We start from the raw sequence: 22,940 nt of genomic DNA, 5'->3' as shown, positions 1-22,940 counted from the left end.
TGCCTGGGAACGGCAGGACTTATTTACACGATTGTTGCACTGAGGCCCTAGTCTCCGATGCGTGGCGAGTGACTTCTGGACGGCAGTGCGACCTGTCGGCGAGATAATTCCCGGGGTTCCCCGACATGCGCGCACGGGTGAACGCCAGCCGCGCCACGTGCGCAGCTGGCGCAGGGCGCTCGTGTTCCGCAGTGTCACGATGGGCCTGGTCGGGGTGATGGCCTTCGGCTCTGCTGCGGCCGCAACGGCGTACCACAACGCGATCTCGCAGATCGAGGTCCAGGACCTCGACGGCCTGGTGACCGAGGTGGTCGAGCCGAAGGACCCGTCCGACCCGTTCAAGGACCAGGCCGTCAACCTGCTCCTCATGGGCACGGACATCCGGGACGGCACGAACGCCGACATCGGTGGCACGGTCTCCGGCATGCGTTCGGACACCACGATGCTGGTACACATCTCGGCGGACCGGCAGTGGATCGAGATCGTGTCGCTGCCCCGCGACACGTTCGTCGACATCCCGTCCTGCAAGCTGCCCGACGGGAGCCAGTCGCAGCCGTACCGGGACAAGTTCAACGCGTCGTTCACCGTCGGCAGCGGCGGCACGGACATGAAGTACGCCGCCGCGTGCACCATCAACACCGTCAACGCGATCACCGGCGTGACGGTGACGAACCACGCCGTGGTCAAGATGAACGGCGTGATCGACGTGGTCGACGCGATCGGCGGCGTCAAGATGTGCCTGCCCGAGGCGCTGCACGGCAACCCGAAGTCCGCCCGCATCGACCTGCCCGCGGGCGAGAACCTGCTCGACGGCAAGACGGCGATCCAGTTCCTGCGCGTGCGCAAGGGCACGGGCATGGGCCTCGAGATGGGCAGCGACCTGACGCGCATCGAGCGTCAGCAGGCGTTCATCAACGCGACGTTCCGGCAGATCCTTTCCGCCGAGACGCTCGCGGACCCGACCAAGACGTTCCGCCTGATCAACGCGGCGCTCGGTTCGCTGAGCGCCGACCCGGCGATCGCCAACCCGGGCAGCGTGGCCGGCCTCGCGTGGTCGCTGCGCGAGATCGAGAAGCGCAACATCATCATGACCAAGGTTCCGGTGTACGACACGGAGGAGGGCGGCGTCGGCGGGCTGGGCTGGGGGCCGGAGGCCGCAGAGATCTTCGCCCGCATGGCCGCCGACCAGCCGCCGGAGGAGGTCGTGCTGGACACGCCCGAGCCGGCTGCCTCGGGCAGCCCGAGCGGTGAGGCACAGGAGGGCGACGCGGCCGGGGACGCCGGTGGCGACGCCGGGGAGGGCGCGGACGCTGGTGGAGACGCGGAGGGCACGGAGGGCGGCGACGCCGAGACCGGCGACACGAGCGAGGCCGACGGCACCGCGACCGAGCCGGCCACGCCGAAGCCGAGCCCGAGCCCGGAGGTGCTGCTCGACGGCGTCTGCGCCTGACGGCTCAGCCGGACGCTCGTCCTGGGCTCAGGCGCCCAGGACGAGCGTGGCCGCGACGACCATCATGGTCACCGCGACCACGCTGTCCAGGACGCGCCATGCGCCCGGCTTCTCCAGCAGCGGCGCGAGGTAGCGGGCCCCGTAGCCCAGCGCGACGAACCACGCCGTGCTGGCCAGGCAGGCGCCGAGCCCGAACCACCACCGGTCGTCGCCGTGCGTCGCGGCGAGGCCGCCCACGAGCACCACGGTGTCGAGGTAGACGTGGGGGTTGAGCCAGGTCAGCGCGAGGGTGGTGGCGACGGCGGCGCCCATGGTCCGCGACGTCATGCTGTGCCGCCCCATGACGACCTGCTGGCCCTTCCAGGCGCGGCGGGCGGCCATGCCCCCGTAGACCAGCACGACGACGGCGCCCGCCCACCGCGCGACCTCGACCACCATGGGCGCGCTCTGGATCAGGGTGCCGAGCCCGCCGACCCCGGCCGAGATGAGCACGAAGTCGCTGACGGCGCAGATGCCGGCGACGAGGCCCACGTGCTCCCGCCGCAGGCCCTGGCGGAGGACGAAGATGTTCTGCGCACCGACGGCGACGATGAGGGAGAGGCCGAAGGCCATCCCGGCGAGCGCTGAGAGCATGCGTGAACCGTAGGAAGTCGGACACAGGATGTCCGGTTCATGAATCGGAAGTGCGGAAGGACTGGAAGAGGGTTAATGATGGGGATACGTCCAGATTTCACGCCGGCAGCAGCTTGCGCGTTGCTTCTTTTCGCAGCGCTGCCGTGACCCGGTCCAGCACCGCGGAGCGGAGCTTCCACTGCTGCAGGAGGAGCGGGATGTCCAGGACGTAGCCGGGCTCCAGCAGCGTGATGCCGCCGCCCGTGCCGGCGTGCAGACCGCCGATGGCGGGCCGCTCCAGGAGCATGCCCCAGCCCAGGCCGAGGCGGATCGTGTCCTCGTACTCGACGGTGCTCGGCACGTGGAACCGCGGTGGCCGGGCGTGCGGCGCGCGGGCCCGCAGGTAGACGTCCTGCAGGTCGTCGGTCCGGTCGAAGACGACGACGGGCGCGGCGGCGAGGGCCTCCGGCGTCGGGCCGTGGGGGAACCAGCGCTCCGCGAAGGTGCGCGTGCAGGCCGGGCGGTAGCGCATGATCCCGAGCGGGGTGCTGCGACAGCCCTGCACCTGCGCGGTCTGGGAGGTGACCGCCGCCATGACCACACCCTCGCGCAGCAGGTCGGCGGTGCGGCTGTCGTCGGCCCGGTGCAGGTCGAAGGTGATCCCCTCGACCTGGGCGAGGGCCGGCAGCACCCACGTGGCCAAGGAGTCGGCGCTGACGGCCAGGGGCACCGTGACGAGGCGGCCGGGCGTGCCGTCGTCCGCGTCCTCAGGCGGGTCGTCGGTGCCGTGCGCGCCCAGCTCCGCGGCGACCTCCGCGCCGAGCAGCTCGGTCTGCCGGGCGAGCCGCAGCAGCGCCTGGCCCGACGGCGTGGCGACGACCGGCCGGGCGCGCCGCACGAGCACGCTGCCCGCCGCGTTCTCCAGCGCGCGGATGCGCTGGCTCACGGCCGACGGCGTCACGTGCAGGGCGCGGGCCGCGGCGTCGAACGAGCCCTCGGCGACCACGGCGGCCAGCGCCTCGAGCTGGCGGGAGTCCCATCGCATGGAGCCAGTCTGACGTATCTTCAGTTCTCCTTACGTGGCGTGAGAAACATGAACTGGTCTTCAGGTGGTTCCGCTGCCTAGCGTGGAGACATGCTCGCCCTGCTCGCCGGACTCGGATTCGGCCTCTCGCTCATCGTCGCCATCGGAGCCCAGAACGCCTTCGTGCTGCGTCAGGGGCTGCGCCGCGAGCACGTGGGCGTCGTGGCGGCGATCTGCGCGGCGTCCGACGTCGCCCTCTACGCGGCCGGCGCCGCCGGGTTCGGACCGCTGGTCGAGCGCTGGCCGGACGCCGTGGTGGTGGTGCGCTGGCTGGGCGCCGCCGTCGTGATCGGGTACGGGGCCATGGCCGCCTGGCGGGCGGTCAAGGGCGACACGACGCTCGCCGCGGCGGACGACGGCGCCCTCGGCGACAGCCCAGGCCGCCGCCTGCGTCCCGTGGTCCTGACGGCGCTCGCGCTCACGTGGCTCAACCCGCACGTGTACCTCGACACCGTGGTGCTGCAGGGCTCGGTCGCCGCCACCTACGGCGACACCCGCTGGTGGTTCACCGCCGGGGCCATGGTGTCCAGCGTCGCGTGGTTCGCCGCCCTCGGGTACGGCGCGCGCCTGCTCGCACCCGTGCTGCGCCGGCCGAACGCGTGGCGCGTGCTCGACGGCGTGATCGCGCTGATCATGGTGGCCGTCGCGGTCTCGCTGCTGGCGGGCTGAGCCGTGGCCGCGGTGCTGCCCTCAGGTGATGGTGAGCGTGAGGAGCCCGGTCTGCTGGTCGACGCCGGAGGACAGGCAGGCGAGCACGTCGAGGTCCGCGTAGACCGCGACGCGCTCCGACAGGGCGCCCTCGCGATACCCGCCGGTCACGGTCCCGGTCGAGGTCACGACGAGCTGGTTCGCCAGGTGCAGCACCGTGGTCGCCGAGTAGGTGATCACGCTCGACCGGCCACCCTGCCACTGGTAGGTCACCACGTTCTCGACGAGTGTGTCGCCCAGCCCCTGCAGCAGGCAGCCGACCTCCTGCTCGAAGACCGTGGTGGCGACGGCGCCGGAGAACGGCCCCGTGCAGCTGCCACCGCCGGTCGCACCGGGACGTTCGACCACCTCCTGGGCGGTCAGCCGAGGCAGCGGCCCGAGCGGCGGCGTGTAGGTGACGGTGACCGAGCCGGTGCACACGATCGGGGTCTGGTCCGGTGCGGACGGTTCCGCCGGGGCGGCGGGGGCCGCATGAGCAGCCGGGGCGATGAGCCAGAGGGCGGCGAGCAGGCCTGCTACGGCGACCGCGACGACTCCGCGTGGCGGGGTGTTCTGGTTCATGACGGCGACCCTTTCCGGCGACGTGGTCGGCGGCAGGTTGCTTGCGCGCCGAGCCGTCCCGGAGAACACCGGGCCGGCCCCCACACGGTGACGCCGGTCACAGGCGGCGGCAACTCGGGTCGGTCCGGCTACTGCGGCGTGATCCCCAGGCTCGCCAGCCGGGTCGCCGCCTCGCGCAGCACCTCCTCGCGCTTCACGAAGGTGAACCGCACGTGGTTCGCGAGAGCCTGCGCCGTCGGGGACCCCGCGCGGCAGAACGCCGACGCCGGGATCGCCACGACCCCCGCCAGCTCGGGCAGGCGGCGGCACAGCTCGACGCCGTCGCGCAGGCCGAGCCGCGCGAGCACCGCCGACGCGTCGGCCATCACGAAGTACGTGCCCGCCGGGCGCGTCACCACGAAGCCTGCGGCCTCCAGGCCCGCGCACAGGAGGTCCCGGCGGCCGGCCAGCGAGGCGGCCAGGGCGCGCGGCGTGTCGTCGTCGGCCAGGGCCTGCGCGATGGCGGGCTGGAAGGGCGCGCCCGACGTGTACGTCAGGTACTGCTTGACCGTCCGCACCGCCGTGACCAGGTCGGCCGGCCCGTGCACCCAGCCCACCTTCCAGCCCGTGAACGAGAACGTCTTGCCCGACGACGAGATGGTCAGCGTGCGCTCGGCCATGCCCGGCAGTGTCGCGACCGGCACGTGCTCGGCTCCGAACGTCAGGTGCTCGTAGACCTCGTCGGTCACCACGATCGCGTCGTGCTCCCGGGCGACCGCGGCGACAACCTCCAGCTCGTCCCGCGTGAGCACCGTCCCGGTCGGGTTGTGCGGGGAGTTGAGCAGGATCATCCGCAGGCGGTCGGTGGCCGCCGAGCGCAGGGCGTCGACGTCGAGCCGGAACCCCTCCGGCCCCGGGACCAGCGGGACGGTGACGTGCGTGGCGCCCGACATGCCGATCGCCGCCGCGTGCGAGTCGTAGAACGGCTCCAGCGTCAGCACCTCGTCGCCCGGCCGGGTCAGGGCCAGGACGGAGGCCGTCAGGGCCTCGGTGGCACCCGTGGTGACCAGCACCTCCGTGTCGGGATCGACGTCCAGCCCGTAGTGCCGCTTCTGGTGCTCGGCGACGGCCTGACGCAGCTCCGGCACGCCGTCGCCGGGGGCGTACTGGTTGCGGCCGGCCTCGATCGCCTTGATCGCCGCCTGCTTGACGTACTCCGGGCCGTCGACGTCGGGGAATCCCTGGCCGAGGTTGATCGCCCCCGTGCGGACGGCCAGGGCCGACATCTCGGCGAAGATCGTGACGGCGACGCTGCCGTCCTCGGCCAGCAGCCCGGCGGCGCTCGCGGTGGCCTGCCAGCGGTCCGTGCCGCGGCCGGAGCCGCTGCCGGGGTCGCGCTCGGAGTCGTGGCCGGATGAAGGATGGGCGTTCATGGGCTAGACGATATCCACCGCTCGTCCACCGCGGGTTCATCTCCGGGCATCCCGGACAACCCGCTTTACCTGCACCTTTGTGGACAACTCTGTGGATTAGGTGGATAACTCCGGCTTCTGGGGAAAGTTATCCACAGGGTGGTCTGCGGAGATGAACGTTTGGATCTAGCGTTGCCGCTCATGGGCGATGAGGGGGCGCGGATCCTCGAGCGCGAGGTCCGCGAGCTGGTGCGACGCAGGGGGCTGGACCCGATCGGTGATCGGGAGGGGCTGTCGAGTCTCGTGACGGACGCGGTGGGTGACTACGCGACGCGGGCGAGCGTCGGCGTGGTGCCGCCGCTCGACGATCCTGATGCGGCGGCGCGCACCGTGACCGACGCCGTGGGTGGGTTCGGGCCGCTGCAGCCCTACCTCGACGACCCCGAGATCGAGGAGGGTCTCGCTCAACGCCCCGACGCGCGCTGCAAACCTTCCTGATGCGTGCTTCCAACTCGTCGGGCTCGCTTCGCCGGCCTGCGTGACCGGTAGGCGGAATGCCGGGGTTGCTGGTCGCGGGTGAGGCCTTGCGCATGGTGTCACATCCTGGCTCGTCGACCATGGCTTCGTGCCCGGCCTCGACGCCCTGGCCGGGCTTGGGTCCCGCCATCCATGACGGCGAGTACCGAAGGTCCCCGTGGAGTGCTTGGTTCGCGCATGGGACCCGCCCGTCGTGGGGGTGACCGTGCCGCCCGAGGTCATTGCTGGTGATCCGGAGAGACACCGAGAAGACACGACTTTGACGCGGCACGCAGTTCGCATGTGATGTCCGGCAGGAGTCCCCTGTGCGACCCAGGGTGTCCTGTTCGCGCCCCAGTGATCGCGGCGTGCTCGTGCTCGTGCTCGTGCTCGTCGTGCTCGTGCTCGTGCTCGTGCTCGTCGTGCTCGTGCTCGTGCTCGTCGTGCTCGTCCTCGTCGTGCTCGTCGTGCTCGTCGGGATCGACTGGCGGCAGACAGGCCGTGAACAGTTCGACGGGGCTGTCGAGAGACTCCTGAAGGCGAAGTGTGACGCCGAGCCAGGAGCGAGTGCGTTCTCGCCCGACGGGCGCGGTGGTGATGGCGGGATCGATTTTGCGAATAAGCGCAATCTTCCGCTTTGTGGATCGATGTCGGTTCAGGGCCATGTCGACCAGTTGAAGGGTTGGCAGCGCGGGTTGCGGACCGCTCTCTACGGGTTTGCTTCAGCGGGGTGTTGGAATCGAGGCTTCAACGTTCCCAGAGACGCATGGAGCCAGGCCACTCGCGCGCCACGTCTCTCCGGTGGAATTCGTATAAACTCTCGTGGGCAAGTCTATCGAATCATCCAGACCGTGCGAGTGCAGCAACCAGCCTATCGGTCCTCACGTGTCGCTGCACCAAGATTGCGCTATACCAACATGGGATGGGGAGGGCTGATGCGCGTCCGTGGAGGCGGAGGTGCGGGGTCCCCATTCAGCCTGAGGTAGATGGTCGATTTTCACCCTGGTGTCACGGGCGAGGTTTGGGGATAGCTGCAACAAGGGGCGTCTTCTGCCCAGAGGGAGGTAAAGGGCTGTGGCGAGCATGCCGTTCGTATTGGAATCAATGATCTGGTGGATCGTTCAGCGCGAACCGTCGGAGATTCGCTTCCCGGCCGTGCGAGACGTCATGAGTCGAGCGCTGCGCCGAATGGAGGCGCTGGATCACGACAGTGCTGGACTTTACGCGCACCTGGTCGCGCGCGCCGAGTCCGAATTCGAGCACGAGTACCTTGCTTCCTGTTTTCCGGAGGCGGCCGGATTGACCCCGGCACCGGAGGTTTCCCTGCGCGGTGTGCCTGGCACTCCGATGCACATCGACCACCCGGAGCATCGATGGCGAGTTGACAATGTCGACTTTGCCATACGCGACCTGGACGCCGCCGTCGAACTGTGGTGGTTCGGCAGGCGTAACATAGAAGTGCTGGACGATCTCATCTTTGACGGCGTCGAGATTGCTGTCTCGAACGTGTTGGGACAATCCCGGCGTCAGGCCAGGATGTTGTTCGACGGGCTCTGGGTTGAGGCGCGCGACGCTCTCGAGAAGTCCTCGTTGATCACCGCACTCGCCGAAGAGTTCTCTCGACGAGATATCTTTCATGAATTTCCGATCTTGTATCGGTGGGCCGACGTCGATGGTCCGGTTCGCGCCGAGATGCTGAATCAGGGATATCTGGCCGGCCGTGCGGACGGTCCATCGGGTCCACCTCCCGAACGACCTGACTGGGTGGCCATCGCGAGGAGCTTTTGGACAGACGTGCGTGAGCTGGACAAGGAGGGCCGCCGGGATACTGCCATCGACATGGAGGTGCTGTTGCACGGGCCGGTGTTTCGGTCCGTTTTCATCTTCCGTGAACTGTGGTTAAGCGCACGCAATGACGACGAGCTGATCTGGCTGTTGGACTATTTTCGTTTTCCGTTCTGCGAACTGGGTTTGGGGACGGAAATCTCAGAAGTTAAGGATGCTGCCCAACGAAGTGCGGAGATTCGACTTGTGCTGGAGGGGCTCACGTCGAGCCAATGAGGGGCGTGCGGGAGCTGCCGGCGGAACGGGCCATCTCAGGGGCCGAGTAGTTCCGCTGGTACGACGGCGATCCCGTCGTCACGTCGGTATGCGGCGGGTCCGGTCGTGATGAGAACGGCGTCGAGCAGGTCGTCGCCCAACTTGTCCTGGAGCCACTTCAGGTGTTTGACGTCATCCCCGCCGGGGATTGCCGTGAGCTTTACCTCGATGGCCACGATCTTGCCGTCGCCGCGTTCGACGATGAGGTCGACTTCACGTTCACCGCGCTTGGTACGCAGGTGGCTGACACGTGCCCCATGGGCCTCCGCGTAGACCTGGACTGACAGCGTGACCAGGCTCTCGAAGAACGCGCCGATCAGCGAGCCGTTGCGAGGGAGCGGAACGGTACCGGGATTCGCGCGTTCCAAGAGCGCATCACTGCTGACGTTCAGGAGTCGTGCCGCCAGTGCGGGATCGCACATCTGGTGCTTCGGCGAGGCGCCGAGCGCCGTCATGATGCTGCCGATTCCGGTCCACGCCGGGACCTCTTCGACAAGCCACATGCGTTCCAGGATCTCGCGATAGGCGACTGTCGTGGTACGCGCCGGCTTGTCGGCATCTCCGGGTGTCGCAGCCTCGAGTATCGAGTTGTACGAGGCGGTCGTCGATGTCGCCGCCGCATAGGCACGTAGCCAGGCACGGAGCGTTCCAGGGCGGCGTACGACATGACCGAGCTCCGGGAAGTCGCGATCCACCACGGCCGCCAGGTACCCGTCGAGAGCGTCCTTGCGGAATCGCTCAGGGAGGCGTCGTATCCCCGGAAAGCCTGAGGAGGTGATCTCCCGGGCGTAGTCCTCGAGGCCTGCCGAGGAGTCGCCCGACACCGTCGGGCGCCCTCCTGCGAGCAGTGCACCCAGCGATACCGAGGGTTCGCCGATCGCTCGCTCTGCGAGCGACATTGGACGCATACGCAGCTGGACGATGCGGCCCGCGCCGGAGTGCATGGGCTTCTTCGTCGGGGCCGCTGAGCCGGTCAGCAGGAAGTCTCCGGCATTTGCGCCGCGGTCGACAGCTCGCCGAACCGAATCCCAGACGGGCGGATGTACCTGCCACTCGTCGACGAGGACCGGACGTTCCGCCCTCGTCAATCGGCCCGGATCGTTCTGGATCAGGCTCAGTTCGAACTCGTCGCCCAGGTCCAGGACCGACCGAGCCCGGCGCGAGGCTGTCTCGGTCTTCCCCACCGCTTTGGGGCCGACGATCGCCACGGCGGGAAGCCCCTCGAGAAGGTCGTCCAACTGATGGTCGAGGATTCTCGGGATGTAGTCCACAGTCCTAGGCTACATATTTGCGGCATCCTACGCTACCGATCTTCGCGTATGTACGAGACTGATCTTCGTGTATCTGTGCTACCGATGTGCGAGTTGGGCCGCTCGCGCACTCGCTGGCCAACCGCTGCTCGCGTACTGATATCACGGTCAGAGCAAGAGGTTGTCCACAGGCTATCCTGCACGGGAGTGGCGGAGCGCTTAATCTCGCTGGGGGCCCCAGGAGGGGGCGTGGTGGAGCCGGGGGGCGAGCATGTCCGATCACGACGGTGTCGCGATCTTGGTGGGTGAGGTGCGGGAGCTGGTGCGGCGCAGGGGGCTGGACCCGATCGGTGATCGGGAGGGGCTGTCGAGCCTCGTGACGGACGCGGTGGGTGACTACGAGACGCGGGCGAGCGTCGGCGTGGTGCCGCCGCTCGACGATCCTGATGCGGCGGCGCGCACCGTGACCGACGCCGTGGGTGGGTTCGGGCCGCTGCAGCCCTACCTCGACGACCCCGAGATCGAGGAGGTCTGGCTCAACGCCCCGACGCACGTCTACGTCGCGCGGCGCGGGATGTCCGAGCTGACCAGCACCGTCCTGACCGACGAGCAGGTGCGCGACCTCGTGGAGCGCATGCTCAAGACCTCCGGGCGGCGCCTCGACCTGTCCAGCCCGTTCGTGGACGCCCGCCTGCCGGGCGGGGAGCGCCTGCACGTCGTGATCCCCGACATCACGCGCGCGGCGTGGGCCGTGAACATCCGCAAGCACGTGGTGCGGGCCCGCTCGCTGGCGGACATGGTGCGGCTCGGCTCGCTCACGGCCCAGGCCGCGACGTTCCTCGACGCCGCCGTCCGCGTCGGGCTCAACGTGCTCGTGTCGGGGCAGACCCAGGCGGGCAAGACCACGATGCTCAACGCCCTGGCGGGTTCGATCCCGGGCTCCGAGCGGGTCATCTCGGCCGAGGAGGTCTGGGAGCTGCGCCTCCCCGTCCGCGACCACGTGGCGCTGCAGACCCGCCCCGCCAACCTCGAGGGCACCGGCGAGGTGCCCCTGCGGCGCCTGGTCAAGGAGGCCCTGCGGATGCGCCCCGACCGGCTGGTCATCGGCGAGGTCCGGGAGGCGGAGGCGTTCGACCTGCTCATCGCGTTGAACAGCGGCGTGCCCGGGATGTGCACGCTGCACGCCAACACGGCGCGGGAGGCCGTCGCGAAGATGACCACGCTCCCGCTGCTCGCGGGGGAGAACGTGTCCGACCGGTTCGTGGTGCCCACCGTCGCCTCGGCCGTGGACCTCGTGGTGCACCTCGGCCTGAGCCGGGCGGCGGACGGCGTGGTGCGCCGCCAGGTCCGCGAGATCGTCGCAGTGACCGGGCGGGTCGAGGAGGGGCGTATCGAGACCGCCGGGATCTTCCACCGGGACGCCGACGGCGACCTGCGCCGCGGCGACGGGATGCCGCCCGGCGAGGACCGGTTCGAGCGCGCAGGTTTCGACGTCCGGGCCCTGCTCGCCGACCCGCGAGCGCTGTCGCCGGACGCGGGGACACGCTCCGCGCGGAGTGCCACCACCGGTCCGTGGGCCGGGGTGGGCGCCCGTGCCACGGTGGGCAGTCGTGCGGGCGCGAGCCCCTGGGCGACCCGCTGATGGGCGTGGTGGTGGGCCTGCTCCTGGGCGCCGGACTGTTCTGCGTGTGGTGGTCGTTCTGGGCCCCGACGCCGCGCCCCGCGGGCCGCGTGACCTGGCAGATGCGCACCCGGGACCTGCTGACCCAGGCCGGGGCGCCCTCCGTGACGCCCGCGATGCTCGTCGGCTCGTGCGTGGCGCTCGGCGTCGTGACCCTGCTCGTGGCGCTCGCCCTGACCCGCTCGCCGGCCATCGCGGCCTGCTTCGCGCTGCTCGCCGCGCCCGGCCCCGTGGTGCTGGTCCGGGCCCGGGCGCGCCACCGCCGTCGGGCGCTGCGGGAGGTGTGGCCCGAGGTCGTGGACCACCTCGCCTCCGGCGTGCGCGCCGGGCTGTCGCTGCCCGAGGCGGTGGCCCAGCTCGCGCACCGTGGTCCGGTCGAGCTGCGCGAACCGTTCGGCCGCTTCGCCCAGGACTACCGGGCCGGCGGCCGGTTCGGCGACGCCCTGGACGCGCTCAAGGAGCGCCTCGCCGACCCGGTGGCCGACCGCATAGTGGAGGCCCTGCGCCTCACGCGGGAGGTCGGCGGCCAGGACCTGGGCCGGCTGCTGCGGACCCTGAGCGGTTTTCTCCGCGAGGACGCCGCGACCCGGGGTGAGCTGGAAGCGCGGCAGAGCTGGACCGTCAACGGCGCGCGCGTGGCGGTCGCCGGGCCGTGGGTCGTCCTCGCCCTGCTGTCCACCCGGCCCGAGACCGCGCGCGCCTACGACTCGCCGGCGGGCGTCACGGTGCTCGTCGCCGGCGGCCTCTGCGCCCTGGTCGCCTACCGGCTGATGCTGCGGATCGGCCGCCTGCCCGCGGAGCGCAGGGTGCTCCGGTGACCGGCTGGGCGGCGGGGGCACTCGTCGGGCTCGGCGTCGCACTGGGCGTGCTGATCGTGCTGTCGCGCCTGCGGGCGCGAGCCGTCAGCCTTGACGAGCGGCTCGCCCCGTACCTGCGCCCGCGCGACGCGACCTCGACGCTGCTGCGCGAGGCCAGCCGCACCTCGGCGGTGGTCCGGCTCCTCGGCCTGCACGACGTCGGCGCGCGCCTCGAACGGTTCGGCGCACCCCGGGAGGAGATCCGCCGCAGGCTCGACCGGGCCGGGTCCGCGGAGACGGTCGACCACTTCCGGGCCCGCCAGGTGGTCTGGACGGTCGCGGGCCTCGCGGCGGGTCTCGGCCTCGCGCTGCTGCTCGCGGCGACCCGCGGCGCGGGGGCCGTCCCGCTGGTGGCGCTCGTGGTGGTCGCGGGCGGGTGCGGCTACGTGGCGTGCGACCAGGCCCTCACGCTCCGGGTTAGCCGCCGCGAGGAGCGGCTGCTCGCCGAGCTGCCGACCATCGCGGAGCTGCTCGCCCTCGCCGTGGCGGCAGGGGAGAGCCCGCCGGCCGCGCTCGAACGGGTGGCGTCCACGGCCCGCGGCGAGCTGGCGGGCGAGATCCGACGCATGGTCGCCGAGGTGCGCGCGGGCGCGCCCGTGACGGCCGCCCTCACCGCGCTCGCGGACCGGTCCGGCCTGCCGCCCCTGTCCCGGTTCGCCGAGGGCGTCGTGGTCGCGCTGGAACGCGGCACCCCGCTGGCGGACGTGCTCCGTGCGCAGGCCCGCGACGTCCGCGAGGCCGGCCGCCGCTCCCTCCTGGAAGCGGGCGGCCGCAAGGAGATCCTGATGATGGTCCCGGTCGTGTTCCTCGTGCTGCCGGTCACCGTCGTCTTCGCTGTTTTTCCCAGCCTGGCCACCCTCCGGATCGGGCTCTGACATGACCTCGCCACGAGGTCTGCCGACGAAAGGAAGCGCTGTGCGCGACGACCGAGGGACCAGGAGCACCACCGAGACCACCGAGGCCGAGCGGGGCGACGTGCCCGGCTGGGTGCTCGTCACCCTGATGACCGCCGGACTGGTGGTGGCACTCTGGGCCGTGGCGGGTCCGCTGCTCGAGGACGCGTTCCGCCAGGCGATCAGCAGCGTCACGGGCCAGGGGTGAGCACCGGCCGGCGCGAGCACGGCTCCGCGGCGGTCGAGTTCCTGCTGGTGTCGGTGCTGGTCCTGGCGCTCCTGCTCGGGGTGGTCCAGGTGGCGCTCGCCGTCCACGTGCGTTCGCTCGCGATCGACGCGGCCGCCGAGGGCGCCCGCGTGGCGGCCCGCGCCGACCGGTCCCCGGCCGACGGCGTCGCCCGCACGCGGGCGCTCCTGGCGGGGGCGCTGACCGGGGACTACGCCCGCGACGTCACCGCCGGCAGCACGACGCGCGACGGCATGGAGGTGACCGAGGTGACGGTGCGGACGCCGCTGCCCGTGGTCGGCCTGCTCGGTCCCGGCGGCACGCTCACGGTGCGCGGTCACGCGCTGGAGGAGAGATGAGCGGGTCGCGGCGGGGGTTGCGGGGGACTGGTTGCGCAGCGGGGGTGGTAACGCTGGGCGAGCAGTGCTCCCTCTCCGTTACGTCTCCCGGTGCGATGGTGTTGCTCCGAGGAAGGACGGTCCGTGCAGACCCGAGCCGGGTGGACCGCGGCCGCGAGGACGGCTCCGCGATGGTCGAGTTCCTCGGCGTCGCGCTGATCCTGCTGATCCCGCTGGTCTACCTCGTGGTGACGCTCGGCCGGGTGCAGGCCGGCGCGTTTGCCGCCGAGGGTGCGGCGACCGGCGCGGTCCGCGCGCTGGTCACGGCCGAGTCGGCCGCGGTCGGGACCACCCGGGCCGACGCCGCGGTGCGGCTCGCCCTGACGGACCAGGGCTTCGCCGGCGACGAGGGCGCGCTCACCCTGGAGTGCTCGCAGTCCCCGTGTCTGACGCCGGGCGGCTCCGTGGCCGCCGTCGTCCGCGTCGAGGTGCCCCTGCCCCTGCTGCCCGAGGCCGTGCGTGGCTGGGTGCCGCTGTCCGTCCTGGTGGAGGCGGCGCGCACGGGGACGGTCGACGAGTACGTGGCGGTCCGGCCCTGAGGAGTGCCCGGCAGGGCGTCGGGCACGACGAAGGTCCGCACCCCTCCGTGGGTGCGGACCGCCGTCGTCCTGCACGGCCGAGCGGCCTCGCGGCCGGCGGCCGGGCCGGGCTCAGCTCGTCAGCTCGTCGAGCAGGTCGCCGTGGGCAGGTTGGTGTTCCCGTTCTTGTAGAGGGTGATGCCGAAGTTGTTGCCGGACCCGTTCGGCGTGGCCGTCAGCGTGCCGGTGGTTCCGGACACCGTGGCGTTCCAGGAGTTCTGCAGGCTCTGGCTGCCCTGGAGCCCGACGGAGACGCGCCAGGTCGAGCTACCCGAGACCGCGAGCGACACGTTGAACCGGTCGGACCACTCCTCTGCGCGGGTGACGGTGACGGTGCAGCCGTCGCCAGGCTGTGGGTTCCCGGTCCCGCCCGCGTTCAGCGCGTCCAGTGTGTAGTTGTAGGCGAGCTTCTTGTTGCCGTTGCCGTCGAAGAGGAGCGGCGTGTCACCGGAACGCCACGAGTCGGAGTCCCGCACGCCCCAGACACTGATGCCGGTGCAGCGCGAGACGGCGAGGCACGCCTGGACGATCCCGCGGTACTGCTCGGCCTGCGAGGTGCCGGAGCCCGCGATGTCGAGCTCGGTGATCTGGACGTCGACCCCCAGCGCCGCGAAGTTGCCCAGGGTGGTGTGGTAGTTGCTCGGGACCGGGTTCCCGCTGTTGAAGTGGGCCTGGAAACCCACGCAGTCGATCGGCACGCCGCGGGACTTGAAGTCGCGGACCATGTTGTACACGGCCTGGGTCTTGGCGTGGCTCCAGTTGTCCGTGTTGTAGTCGTTGTAGCAGAGCTTGGCGTTCGGGTCGGCGGCCCGGGCCGCGCGGAACGCGGCCTCGATCCAGTCGTTCCCGGTGCGCTGCAGGTTCGAGTCGCGGCGGGCACCCGAGGAGCCGTCGGCGAACGCCTCGTTCACCACGTCCCACGAGTGGATCTGGCCGCGGTAGTGGGTCGCCACCTGGGTCACGTGGTTGAGCATCGCGGACCTCAGGGCCGAGCCGCTCATGTTCTGCATCCAGCCCGGCTGCTGCGAGTGCCAGGCCAGCGTGTGTCCCCGGACCTGCTTGCCGTTGCTCCGCGCCCAGCTCACGATGCGGTCGCCGTTGGTGAAGCTGAACTGGTTCTGGTTCGGCTCGGTGGCGTCGAGCTTCATCTCGTTCTCGGCGGTGACCATGTTGAACTCACGGTTCGCGATGGTGGTGTAGGCCGACTCCGAGAGCTTGTTCGCTGCGATCGCGGTGCCGAAGTAACGGCCGGACTCCGCGGCGGCGGCCTGCAGCGTGCTGCCGGCGGCCTGGGCCGAGGTGACGGCCACGCCGGTGCTGAGCACCACCGCGGCCAGGGTGGCGAGCGAGACCGCGCGCAGCGTGCGCCGGTGGCGCCGTGGGGTGAGCGTTCGGGTCATCATCGTTGATCCCCTTCGTTCAGGACGTGCCGTCGTTGGCCCGTCGGGACGTGGAAAAGGATTTCTATGCCTCCCACCAGGTGTCAAGGGTTTCGCTAAACGTTTTCGAAGATCGGGCGAATCTAAACGATTAGGTCGCCTCCCGGGCGACGACCAGGGCGGCGGACCACCGCTCCGAGACTTTTCCACAACCCTGCCGAGCCGGGCCCGCCGCTCCGGCGAACAATGGGCGGATGACCGTCGCAGACCGCACCGACGCCCGTCCGGACGCCCCTGACGGGTCGCGCGAGAGCGGCCGCATCATGCTGCTCACCTCGGCCTTCGTCGCGTTCGCGCTCATGCTGGTCGCGGTGGTCGCCTCCGCGAGCGCGGTGCACCTGGACCGCAAGGCCCTGTACGACGTCGCGGACCTCGCCGCGGCCGACGCGGCGGACGCCATGTCGCCGGACGCCTTCTACGCCGGCGCGGGCGTGCCCGCCGCCGACGCCCGGCTCACCCTGTCCGACGCCGACGTGCGTGCCGCCGTCGAGCGCTACCTCGCCGCGCACCCGCCCGGCCTGCCTGTGGCGGTCACCGGGGCGTCGTCGCCGGACGGGCGTTCCGCGCGGGTGACGCTCGCTGCCGTGTCCCGCCCGCCGCTGCTGCGCTGGTTCACCGACACGTTCGGGGGTGGCATCGGCCTGTCGGCGTCGTCGACGGCCCGGGCCTGGTGAACCGACGGGCCCGGTGAGCCGGGTTAGGTTGTGGCCATGAGCGAGCACGGCACGAGCGACCCGCACGGCGACGACCAGGGCGGCACGCGCCTCGAGCCCGATCAGGTCTTCGACCTCGCTCGCCAGGGCGCGGACGTGCTGCTCGACCTGGTGGACGCGGGCCTGCCGGTCGAGCTGGCCGACGACGCCGGCAACTCGCTGTTGATGCTCGCCGCCTATCACGGGCACGCGGACCTCACGGCGGGTCTCGCCGAGCGTGGCGCGGACGTGAACCGGCGCAACGCCAACAACCAGGCGCCGCTCGCGGGCGCCGTCTTCAAGAACGAGGCCGACGTGATCCGGGTGCTGGTCGAGCACGGCGCGGACCCCGACGCGGGGACGCCCAGCGCCCGTGCGACCGCGCAGATGTTCGGCCGTGAGCTGCCCGAACCGGGAGCTCGCTGAGCCCGACGCGGGCCGGTGCGAGATTTTCCGGCGTCGGACACCGGGATGCGCGGGTAACCTTGAACATCGTGGCCACCAACGACTTTCCCGCTGAGATCAAGGCGCTCCGCACGACCCTCGAGTCCATCGAGGCCGTGAGCGACCCCACCGCGCTCGAGGCGAAGATCGCCGAGCTGTCGGAGCAGGCGTCGGCGCCCAACCTGTGGGACGACCCGGAGGAGGGCCAGAAGGTCACCTCCGCGCTCTCGGCGGCGCAGGCCGAGCTGAGCCGGGTCGAGAAGCTCGGCGCGCGCATCGACGACGTCGAGACGCTCGTGGAGCTCGGCCAGGAGATGGACGACGCCGACTCGCTGACCGAGGCCGAGGAGGAGGTCGCCAAGATCCGCAAGGACCTCGCGGCGCTCGAGGTGCGCACCCTGCTGAACGGCGAGTACGACTCCCGCGAGGCCGTCGTCACGATCCGTGCCGGCGCCGGCGGCGTGGACGCCGCCGACTTCGCCGAGATGCTGATGCGCATGTACCTGCGCTGGGCCGAGCGGCACGGCTACCCCACCAAGGTGGGCGACACCTCCTACGCCGAGGAGGCGGGCCTCAAGTCCGCGACCTTCGAGGTCAACGTGCCCTACGCCTTCGGCAACCTGTCCGTCGAGGCCGGTACGCACCGCTTGGTGCGCATCTCGCCGTTCGACAACCAGGGCCGCCGGCAGACGTCGTTCGCCGCCGTCGAGGTGATCCCGCTCATCGAGCAGACCGACCACATCGACATCCCGGACTCCGAGCTCAAGATCGACGTGTACCGCTCCTCGGGCCCGGGCGGCCAGTCGGTCAACACGACGGACTCCGCAGTCCGCATGACGCACATCCCCACGGGCGTCGTCGTCGCGATGCAGAACGAGAAGTCGCAGATCCAGAACCGCGCGGCCGCCTACCGCGTGCTCCAGTCGCGCCTGCTGCTGCTCCGCAAGGCGGAGGAGGCCGCGAAGAAGAAGGAGATGGCCGGCGACATCAAGGCCAGCTGGGGCGACCAGATGCGGTCCTACGTGCTGCAGCCGTACCAGATGGTCAAGGACCTGCGCACCGAGCACGAGTCGGGCAACCCGCAGGCCGTGTTCGACGGCGCCATCGACGACTTCATCGAGGCCGGTATCCGCTGGCGCCGCGGCGGCTCGGGGAGCTGACGCCGGCTTACCCGTGCGGCACGATGACGGCGCGGCCGGAGAGCTGCCCGGACTCGAGCTTGCGGTACGCCTCGTCGAACTGGTCGAGGGTGTACCGCTCGACGTCGGGCACGATCTGCCCCGCCCGGTACATCGCGACCACCTCGTAGAGCTCCTCGACGGTGCCCCAGTAGGTGTTGGTGATCTCGGCCTCGTACGGGTTGGTGAAGAAGCTCCACTCGGTCACGCCACCGGCGATGCCGACCACGGTGAGCCGCCCCCGCTGGGCCAGGCACGCCTGCGCCGTCCTGATCGTGGGCGCCGCGCCCACCAGGTCGAATGCCGCGTCGACGCCGCGTCCGCCGGTGAGCTCGCGGATCGCCGCGACCTGGTCCGGCCCGCCGGGCACGGTGACGGCGCCGTTGGCGGCCGCGCGGTCCATGGCGTCCTGCTTCATGTCGGTGGCGATCACGGTGGCGCCGGTCAGGGCCGTGAGGATCTGCACGGCCACCTGACCCAGCCCGCCCAGGCCCACGACCAGCGCGAACCTTCCGCCGCCCGCCAGCTTCGGCAGCGAGAGCTTGATCGCGTGGTACGGGGTGAGGCCGGCGTCGGCCAGGGGAGCGGCCGCGACCGGGTCGGAGTCGCCCAGCGGCACCAGGTTCCGCGCGGGTGTCACCATGTACTCCGCCATGCCGCCGTCGCGGCCGATCCCCGTCGCCGCCCAGGGCATGGTCGCAGCGTTCTCGCAGTAGGTGTCCTGGCCGCGTGAGCAGGCCTTGCAGTGCCCGCAGCCGTTGGGCCCGTACACGAGGAATGCGTCGCCCTTCGAGAACCCGGTGACCCCGGGGCCCAGCTCCTCGATCCAGCCGGACGCCTCGTGGCCGAGCACGAACGGCGGCGCGAACGACCCCGGCTGCCCCTCCGCGAACTCCTTGTAGAGCGCCACGTCGGAGTGGCACGCCCCGGAGCCCGCGATCTTCAGCAGCACCTCACCAGGGCCGGGGCTGGGCCGGTCCACCTCCCTGAGGGTGGGGAAGGTCTGGAACTTCTCGAACACGACAGCACGCATCAGCTCACGCTCCTGTTGCCGGGGGCCGGTTTCTCCATGAGAACCCATCCGGCGTGGTCCGGCGCGGGGTACGGCATTGGCAAAATGCCGCTTGCGCACGTTTTGGGCAGGTATGGCGGTCGACGCCGATCAACGGGGTGAGTGTCGTCGGCGTGTCTGCCCGACACGCCACCCGATCTCCCACCTAGGGTCGGCTCGTGATCAGGTTCGAGAACGTGTCGAAGGTCTATGCGCGCGGCGCTCGACCTGCCCTCGACCAGGTCTCCGTGGACGTCGAGCGTGGCGAGTTCGTCTTCCTCGTGGGGGCCTCCGGCTCGGGCAAGTCGACCTTTCTGTCGCTCGTGCTGCGCGAGCAGCGGCCCACCCGCGGCCGCGTCTACGTCGCGGGGCGGGACGTCGCGAACCTCTCCGGTTGGCGCGTGCCCACGCTGCGTCGCCAGCTCGGCGTGGTGTTCCAGGACTTCCGGCTGCTGCAGAACAAGACCGTCCACGAGAACGTGGCGTTCGCCCTGCAGGTGATCGGCAAGCCGCGCCACGTCATCCGGGACACCGTGCCCGAGGTGCTGGACATGGTCGGCCTGGCGGGCAAGGGCAAGCGGATGCCCACCGAGCTCTCCGGCGGTGAGCAGCAGCGCGCCGCGATCGCGCGCGCCATCGTCAACCGGCCGCAGATCCTGCTGGCGGACGAGCCGACGGGCAACCTCGACCCCACGACCTCGCTGGGCATCATGCGCCTGCTGGACCGCATCAACCGCACCGGGACCACGGTGGTCATGGCCACGCACGACGACGAGATCGTCAACGAGATGCGCCGCCGCGTCGTCGAGCTGTCCGACGGCGTCGTCGTCCGCGACGAGGCCCGCGGCGGCTACGGCGAGCGCGAGGCGATCCTGCCCGACGTCGGCGCCTCACCCGTGCTCGACGCCCCCGGCAGCGGCACGCGTGCGCCGGTCCAGACGGTGCGGGGGTCCTGAGCGTGCGCTTCCAGTTCGTGCTCGGCGAGGTCTTCAGCGGCCTGCGCCGGAACACCACCATGGTCGTGGCCGTGGTGCTCGTGACGTTCGTGTCGCTGACGTTCGTCGGCGCGGCAGCCCTGCTGCAGGCGCAGATCGGCAAGCTCAAGGACGACTGGTACGACCTCGTCGAGGTCTCCGTCTTCCTCTGCCCGGAGGGCTCGGTGTCGCCCACGTGCGCCACGGGCGAGGCCACCGACGACCAGGTCGACGCCGTGCGCCAGGTCATCGACACCGAGCTGTCCTCCCAGGTCAGCAAGGTCTACTTCGAGTCCAAGCAGCAGGCGTTCGAGGCCTTCAGCCAGCGCTACCCCGACGGCTACCAGGGCACGCAGCTCACCGCCGACGACATGCAGGCGTCCCTGCGCCTCAAGCTGACCGACGCCGAGCAGTTCGCCGTCGTGAGCGACGTCCTGTCCGGGCGGGACGGCGTCGAGATCGTCGAGGACCAGCGGGCCGTCTTCGAGCCGCTGTTCCGCACGCTCAACGTCGCCACCCTGCTCGCGGCCGGCCTGGCCGGCGTCATGCTCCTCGCGGCGGTCCTGCTGATCACCACCACCATCCGGCTGAGCGCCGTCTCCCGGCGCAAGGAGACGGAGATCATGCGCCTGGTGGGTGCGTCCAACCTGTTCATCCAGCTGCCGTTCCTGCTGGAGGGGGCCCTGGCGGCCGTGCTCGGTTCCCTGCTCGCCGGCGGAGGGCTCTGGCTCGCCGTGCGGTTCATGGTCAGCGACTGGCTGGAACGGTCGGTCGACTGGGTCGCCTACGTGTCGGAGGCCGACGTGTTCCGCGTCGCGCCGCTGCTCGTGGTCATGGCGGTCGCGCTGGCCGCCCTCTCGTCCTTCTTCACCCTGAACCGGTACACGAGGATCTGATGTCCACTCCCCGAAACCCTCGCTCCAGGGTCCCCGGCCGCAGCACCCTCGCCGCGGCACTCGCCGTCCTGCTCCTGCTGGGCGGCTCGACCGCCGTCCAGGCCGACGACCTGGACGACCGCCGTGCCGCCGCGGAGCGCCAGCAGGCGGCCAAGGAGAAGGAGCGCGAGAGCCTGGAGGCCGAGCTGGAGCACACGGACTCGCAGCTCGCGGACGCCGTGCTCGAGCTGGACCAGGTCGAGGGCCGGCTGCCGGTGGCGGAGGCGGAGCTCGCCGTGGCCGAGGCCGAGCTGCAGCGGGCCGAGCGGGAGGCCGCGATCCTTGCCCAGCGGCTCGCCGACGCCCAGCTCGAGGAGGCGCAGGTCACCCAGCTGCTCCAGGACGGCTCCGGCAAGGTCGACGACGCCCGCGACGACATCGCGCAGATGGCCCGCGAGGAGTTCCGGGGGTCCGGCAGCGCCTCGACGCTCGGGCTGGTCACCGGCGCCCAGAGCACCGAGGAGTTCATCGACGGGTACTCGGTGTCGTCGTCCGCGGCCCGGATCCGGGCGCGCACGCTCGCCGAGCTGCAGGACGCCGAGGCGACAGCCCGCAACCTGCAGGCGCGGCTCACGGCCATCCGGGAGGTCGTCACCGAGCTCAAGCGCCTCGCGGACGAGAACGTGGCGTCCAAGGAGCAGGCCAAGCAGGCCGCGGTGGAGCGCAAGGCGGAGATCGAGCGCCTGATCGCCGAGCAGCAGCGGCTCAAGGCCCGCATCGAGCACCGCAAGGACGCCGCGCTGGCGAGCATGCAGGCGAACGAGCAGGAGCTGGGCTCCATCGAGTCCGACCTGAAGTCGATCATCCGCAAGCAGCAGGCGCGGGACGAGCGCCTGGCCCAGCAGCGGCAGGAGGAGCAGGGTTCCTCGGGCGGTTCCTCCGGAGGTGGCGGCGGTTCCTCGTCGGGCAGTGGTGGCGGCGCCGGCACCATGACGTTCCTCAGCTACCCGACGGCGAACCCGTTCGTCACGTCGTCGTACGGCATGCGGTTCCACCCGGTGCTGAACTACTCCCGCCTGCACGCCGGCACCGACTTCCGGGCCTACTGCGGCACGCCGATCCTGGCGGCCGCCGACGGCACCGTGCTCTACGCGCGGACCCTGGCGGGCCTGGGCAACCAGGTGCTGATCGACCACGGCTACACGTCGAGCGGCACCAGCGTGATGACGAGCTCGAACCACCTCACGTCGTTCGCGGTCTCGGCGGGGCAGCGTGTCTCGCGGGGGCAGTTGATCGGCTACTCGGGCACCACGGGGACGTCCACGGCCTGCCACCTGCACTTCGAGCTCTACATCAACGGTTCCACGGTGGACCCGATGACCTGGCTCTAAAAGCCTGGTCCCCGCGGCCCGGGCGCGTAAACTGGGACGTCGCGCCGCCCGCAGCGGGTGCCGCGCGCCCGCAGACCCCGGAGGGAGACCATGGCCAAGAAGAACGTCGATGATCCGCGCAAGATCGTGGCGAACAACAAGAAGGCCCGTCATGACTACGTGATCGAGGACGTCTTCGAGGCCGGACTGGTGCTCTCGGGCACCGAGGTCAAGGCACTGCGGATGGGCCGCGCGTCCCTGACGGACGGCTACGCCGCCATCGACCGCGGCGAGGCGTGGCTCGAGAACGTCCACATCCCCGCGTACTTCCAGGGCACGTGGAACAACCACGCGCCGCGGCGTCGGCGCAAGCTCCTGCTGCACCGCGAGGAGATCGCACGCCTGGAGTCGAAGTCGCGGGAGAAGGGGCACACCCTCATCCCGCTGTCGCTGTACTTCCTGGACGGCCGCGCCAAGGTCGAGATCGCGCTCGCGCGCGGCAAGAAGGAGTACGACAAGCGCCAGACCCTGCGCGAGCAGCAGGACATGCGGGAGGCCCAGCGGGCGATCCGGCACAAGGAGATGCTCGGCTGAGCCGGAGGCGCAGCGCAG

25 protein-coding genes are annotated in these 22,940 nt (G+C 70.8%); 17 read left to right on the top strand and 8 right to left on the bottom strand.

What is annotated here, in order from left to right:
* The first annotated feature begins 181 nt into the window (after positions 1–181).
* Complete coding sequence (locus ACIPN7_RS09440) at positions 182–1,450, top strand: LCP family protein (RefSeq protein WP_400540321.1); 1,269 nt, start codon at positions 182–184, stop codon at positions 1,448–1,450.
* A 27-nt stretch (positions 1,451–1,477) separates the two neighbouring features.
* Here ACIPN7_RS09440 and ACIPN7_RS09435 read toward each other — a convergent pair whose 3' ends face one another.
* The gene (locus ACIPN7_RS09435; protein ID WP_400540319.1) at positions 1,478–2,083 is read right to left on the bottom strand and encodes a LysE/ArgO family amino acid transporter; all 606 of its coding nucleotides are present in this window, start codon (positions 2,081–2,083) and stop codon (positions 1,478–1,480) included.
* Positions 2,084–2,180: 97 nt separating this feature from the next.
* Positions 2,181–3,107 (bottom strand): LysR family transcriptional regulator ArgP, encoded by a 927-nt coding sequence (locus ACIPN7_RS09430; protein ID WP_400540317.1) that lies wholly within the window; start codon positions 3,105–3,107, stop codon positions 2,181–2,183.
* Positions 3,108–3,197: 90 nt separating this feature from the next.
* Here ACIPN7_RS09430 and ACIPN7_RS09425 point away from each other — a divergent pair, with 90 nt between their 5' ends.
* Positions 3,198–3,815 (top strand): LysE/ArgO family amino acid transporter, encoded by a 618-nt coding sequence (locus tag ACIPN7_RS09425; protein ID WP_400540315.1) that lies wholly within the window; start codon positions 3,198–3,200, stop codon positions 3,813–3,815.
* A gap of 21 nt (positions 3,816–3,836) precedes the next feature.
* Here ACIPN7_RS09425 and ACIPN7_RS09420 read toward each other — a convergent pair whose 3' ends face one another.
* A complete protein-coding gene (locus ACIPN7_RS09420; RefSeq protein WP_400540313.1) occupies positions 3,837–4,415 on the bottom strand; it encodes a hypothetical protein in 579 nt (192 codons plus the stop codon).
* 128 nt (positions 4,416–4,543) lie between these two features.
* The gene (locus tag ACIPN7_RS09415) at positions 4,544–5,827 is read right to left on the bottom strand and encodes a pyridoxal phosphate-dependent aminotransferase (RefSeq protein ID WP_400540312.1); all 1,284 of its coding nucleotides are present in this window, start codon (positions 5,825–5,827) and stop codon (positions 4,544–4,546) included.
* Between the two features lie 180 nt (positions 5,828–6,007).
* Here ACIPN7_RS09415 and ACIPN7_RS09410 point away from each other — a divergent pair, with 180 nt between their 5' ends.
* Positions 6,008–6,304, top strand: coding sequence for a hypothetical protein (locus ACIPN7_RS09410; RefSeq protein ID WP_400540310.1), 297 nt, complete (start codon positions 6,008–6,010; stop codon positions 6,302–6,304).
* A gap of 257 nt (positions 6,305–6,561) precedes the next feature.
* Here ACIPN7_RS09410 and ACIPN7_RS09405 read toward each other — a convergent pair whose 3' ends face one another.
* Positions 6,562–6,987 carry a hypothetical protein gene (locus ACIPN7_RS09405; protein WP_400540308.1) on the bottom strand — a complete coding sequence of 142 codons (426 nt, stop codon included), beginning with the start codon at positions 6,985–6,987 and terminating at the stop codon, positions 6,562–6,564.
* A gap of 409 nt (positions 6,988–7,396) precedes the next feature.
* Between ACIPN7_RS09405 and ACIPN7_RS09400 the strand changes: the two genes are divergently transcribed.
* The gene (locus ACIPN7_RS09400) at positions 7,397–8,383 is read left to right on the top strand and encodes a hypothetical protein (protein ID WP_400540306.1); all 987 of its coding nucleotides are present in this window, start codon (positions 7,397–7,399) and stop codon (positions 8,381–8,383) included.
* A gap of 35 nt (positions 8,384–8,418) precedes the next feature.
* On the opposite strand, the gene ACIPN7_RS09395 is transcribed toward ACIPN7_RS09400, so the two are convergent.
* Complete coding sequence (locus ACIPN7_RS09395; RefSeq protein WP_400540305.1) at positions 8,419–9,693, bottom strand: ATP-binding protein; 1,275 nt, start codon at positions 9,691–9,693, stop codon at positions 8,419–8,421.
* A 250-nt stretch (positions 9,694–9,943) separates the two neighbouring features.
* On the opposite strand from ACIPN7_RS09395, the gene ACIPN7_RS09390 reads away from it, so the two are divergent.
* The 6 genes from ACIPN7_RS09390 to ACIPN7_RS09365 all read left to right on the top strand — a co-directional run bounded on the left by ACIPN7_RS09390 (position 9,944) and on the right by ACIPN7_RS09365 (position 14,266).
* Positions 9,944–11,314, top strand: a complete 1,371-nt coding sequence (locus ACIPN7_RS09390; RefSeq protein WP_400540303.1) for a CpaF family protein — start codon at positions 9,944–9,946, stop codon at positions 11,312–11,314.
* A complete protein-coding gene (locus tag ACIPN7_RS09385) occupies positions 11,314–12,171 on the top strand; it encodes a type II secretion system F family protein (RefSeq protein WP_400540301.1) in 858 nt (285 codons plus the stop codon). Before ACIPN7_RS09390 ends, ACIPN7_RS09385 begins: the two co-directional genes overlap by 1 nt.
* Positions 12,168–13,085 (top strand): type II secretion system F family protein, encoded by a 918-nt coding sequence (locus ACIPN7_RS09380; RefSeq protein ID WP_400540299.1) that lies wholly within the window; start codon positions 12,168–12,170, stop codon positions 13,083–13,085. The genes ACIPN7_RS09385 and ACIPN7_RS09380 overlap by 4 nt, the downstream gene beginning before the upstream one ends.
* Position 13,086: 1 nt before the next feature.
* Positions 13,087–13,311 (top strand): hypothetical protein, encoded by a 225-nt coding sequence (locus tag ACIPN7_RS09375; protein ID WP_400540297.1) that lies wholly within the window; start codon positions 13,087–13,089, stop codon positions 13,309–13,311.
* Positions 13,239–13,688, top strand: a complete 450-nt coding sequence (locus tag ACIPN7_RS09370; RefSeq protein ID WP_400540432.1) for a TadE/TadG family type IV pilus assembly protein — start codon at positions 13,239–13,241, stop codon at positions 13,686–13,688. The genes ACIPN7_RS09375 and ACIPN7_RS09370 overlap by 73 nt, the downstream gene beginning before the upstream one ends.
* Positions 13,689–13,828: 140 nt before the next feature.
* Complete coding sequence (locus ACIPN7_RS09365; protein WP_400540295.1) at positions 13,829–14,266, top strand: pilus assembly protein; 438 nt, start codon at positions 13,829–13,831, stop codon at positions 14,264–14,266.
* A gap of 119 nt (positions 14,267–14,385) precedes the next feature.
* On the opposite strand, the gene ACIPN7_RS09360 is transcribed toward ACIPN7_RS09365, so the two are convergent.
* Positions 14,386–15,708 carry an endo-1,4-beta-xylanase gene (locus tag ACIPN7_RS09360; RefSeq protein WP_400540293.1) on the bottom strand — a complete coding sequence of 441 codons (1,323 nt, stop codon included), beginning with the start codon at positions 15,706–15,708 and terminating at the stop codon, positions 14,386–14,388.
* A gap of 230 nt (positions 15,709–15,938) precedes the next feature.
* Here ACIPN7_RS09360 and ACIPN7_RS09355 point away from each other — a divergent pair, with 230 nt between their 5' ends.
* The 3 genes from ACIPN7_RS09355 (at position 15,939) to prfB (ending at position 18,040) form a co-directional block, all read left to right on the top strand.
* The gene (locus tag ACIPN7_RS09355) at positions 15,939–16,418 is read left to right on the top strand and encodes a hypothetical protein (protein WP_400540291.1); all 480 of its coding nucleotides are present in this window, start codon (positions 15,939–15,941) and stop codon (positions 16,416–16,418) included.
* A 36-nt stretch (positions 16,419–16,454) separates the two neighbouring features.
* Positions 16,455–16,862, top strand: coding sequence for an ankyrin repeat domain-containing protein (locus ACIPN7_RS09350; RefSeq protein ID WP_400540289.1), 408 nt, complete (start codon positions 16,455–16,457; stop codon positions 16,860–16,862).
* A 68-nt stretch (positions 16,863–16,930) separates the two neighbouring features.
* Positions 16,931–18,040: a peptide chain release factor 2 gene (gene prfB / locus ACIPN7_RS09345; protein ID WP_285102872.1), complete on the top strand. Its 1,110-nt coding sequence runs from the start codon at positions 16,931–16,933 to the stop codon at positions 18,038–18,040.
* Between the two features lie 7 nt (positions 18,041–18,047).
* Here prfB and ACIPN7_RS09340 read toward each other — a convergent pair whose 3' ends face one another.
* Positions 18,048–19,091: an NAD(P)-dependent alcohol dehydrogenase gene (locus tag ACIPN7_RS09340; RefSeq protein WP_400540287.1), complete on the bottom strand. Its 1,044-nt coding sequence runs from the start codon at positions 19,089–19,091 to the stop codon at positions 18,048–18,050.
* A gap of 197 nt (positions 19,092–19,288) precedes the next feature.
* Between ACIPN7_RS09340 and ftsE the strand changes: the two genes are divergently transcribed.
* The 4 genes from ftsE (at position 19,289) to smpB (ending at position 22,922) form a co-directional block, all read left to right on the top strand.
* Positions 19,289–20,065 (top strand): cell division ATP-binding protein FtsE, encoded by a 777-nt coding sequence (gene ftsE, locus ACIPN7_RS09335; protein WP_357480028.1) that lies wholly within the window; start codon positions 19,289–19,291, stop codon positions 20,063–20,065.
* Positions 20,066–20,067: 2 nt separating this feature from the next.
* Positions 20,068–20,979 (top strand): permease-like cell division protein FtsX, encoded by a 912-nt coding sequence (gene ftsX / locus ACIPN7_RS09330; RefSeq protein ID WP_400540284.1) that lies wholly within the window; start codon positions 20,068–20,070, stop codon positions 20,977–20,979.
* Complete coding sequence (locus ACIPN7_RS09325; RefSeq protein WP_400540282.1) at positions 20,979–22,349, top strand: peptidoglycan DD-metalloendopeptidase family protein; 1,371 nt, start codon at positions 20,979–20,981, stop codon at positions 22,347–22,349. Before ftsX ends, ACIPN7_RS09325 begins: the two co-directional genes overlap by 1 nt.
* 90 nt (positions 22,350–22,439) lie before the next feature.
* The gene (gene smpB, locus ACIPN7_RS09320) at positions 22,440–22,922 is read left to right on the top strand and encodes an SsrA-binding protein SmpB (protein WP_285102881.1); all 483 of its coding nucleotides are present in this window, start codon (positions 22,440–22,442) and stop codon (positions 22,920–22,922) included.
* Positions 22,923–22,940: the final 18 nt, after the last annotated feature.

Origin of the sequence: Promicromonospora sp. NPDC090134, assembly GCF_044746965.1 — a bacterium.
Lineage (GTDB): Bacteria > Actinomycetota > Actinomycetes > Actinomycetales > Cellulomonadaceae > Promicromonospora.
The sequence above is the reverse complement of the archived record's forward strand: the minus strand, read 5'-3'. Positions and strand labels throughout refer to the sequence as shown.

Bases quoted from the DNA above. Each gene is read 5' to 3' on its own strand.
- ACIPN7_RS09350 (WP_400540289.1), top strand. From the start codon at position 16,455: ATGAGCGAGCACGGCACGAGCGACCCGCACGGCGACGACCAGGGCGGC.
- ACIPN7_RS09410 (WP_400540310.1), top strand. From the start codon at position 6,008: ATGGGCGATGAGGGGGCGCGGATCCTCGAGCGCGAGGTCCGCGAGCTG.
- ACIPN7_RS09385 (WP_400540301.1), top strand. From the start codon at position 11,314: ATGGGCGTGGTGGTGGGCCTGCTCCTGGGCGCCGGACTGTTCTGCGTG.
- ACIPN7_RS09325 (WP_400540282.1), top strand. From the start codon at position 20,979: ATGTCCACTCCCCGAAACCCTCGCTCCAGGGTCCCCGGCCGCAGCACC.
- smpB (WP_285102881.1), top strand. From the start codon at position 22,440: ATGGCCAAGAAGAACGTCGATGATCCGCGCAAGATCGTGGCGAACAAC.
- ACIPN7_RS09375 (WP_400540297.1), top strand. From the start codon at position 13,087: ATGACCTCGCCACGAGGTCTGCCGACGAAAGGAAGCGCTGTGCGCGAC.
- ACIPN7_RS09390 (WP_400540303.1), top strand. From the start codon at position 9,944: ATGTCCGATCACGACGGTGTCGCGATCTTGGTGGGTGAGGTGCGGGAG.
- ACIPN7_RS09430 (WP_400540317.1), bottom strand. From the start codon at position 3,107: ATGCGATGGGACTCCCGCCAGCTCGAGGCGCTGGCCGCCGTGGTCGCC.
- ACIPN7_RS09360 (WP_400540293.1), bottom strand. From the start codon at position 15,708: ATGATGACCCGAACGCTCACCCCACGGCGCCACCGGCGCACGCTGCGC.
- ACIPN7_RS09420 (WP_400540313.1), bottom strand. From the start codon at position 4,415: ATGAACCAGAACACCCCGCCACGCGGAGTCGTCGCGGTCGCCGTAGCA.
- ACIPN7_RS09425 (WP_400540315.1), top strand. From the start codon at position 3,198: ATGCTCGCCCTGCTCGCCGGACTCGGATTCGGCCTCTCGCTCATCGTC.
- ACIPN7_RS09405 (WP_400540308.1), bottom strand. From the start codon at position 6,987: ATGGCCCTGAACCGACATCGATCCACAAAGCGGAAGATTGCGCTTATT.
- ACIPN7_RS09435 (WP_400540319.1), bottom strand. From the start codon at position 2,083: ATGCTCTCAGCGCTCGCCGGGATGGCCTTCGGCCTCTCCCTCATCGTC.
- ACIPN7_RS09415 (WP_400540312.1), bottom strand. From the start codon at position 5,827: ATGAACGCCCATCCTTCATCCGGCCACGACTCCGAGCGCGACCCCGGC.
- ACIPN7_RS09340 (WP_400540287.1), bottom strand. From the start codon at position 19,091: ATGCGTGCTGTCGTGTTCGAGAAGTTCCAGACCTTCCCCACCCTCAGG.
- ACIPN7_RS09355 (WP_400540291.1), top strand. From the start codon at position 15,939: ATGACCGTCGCAGACCGCACCGACGCCCGTCCGGACGCCCCTGACGGG.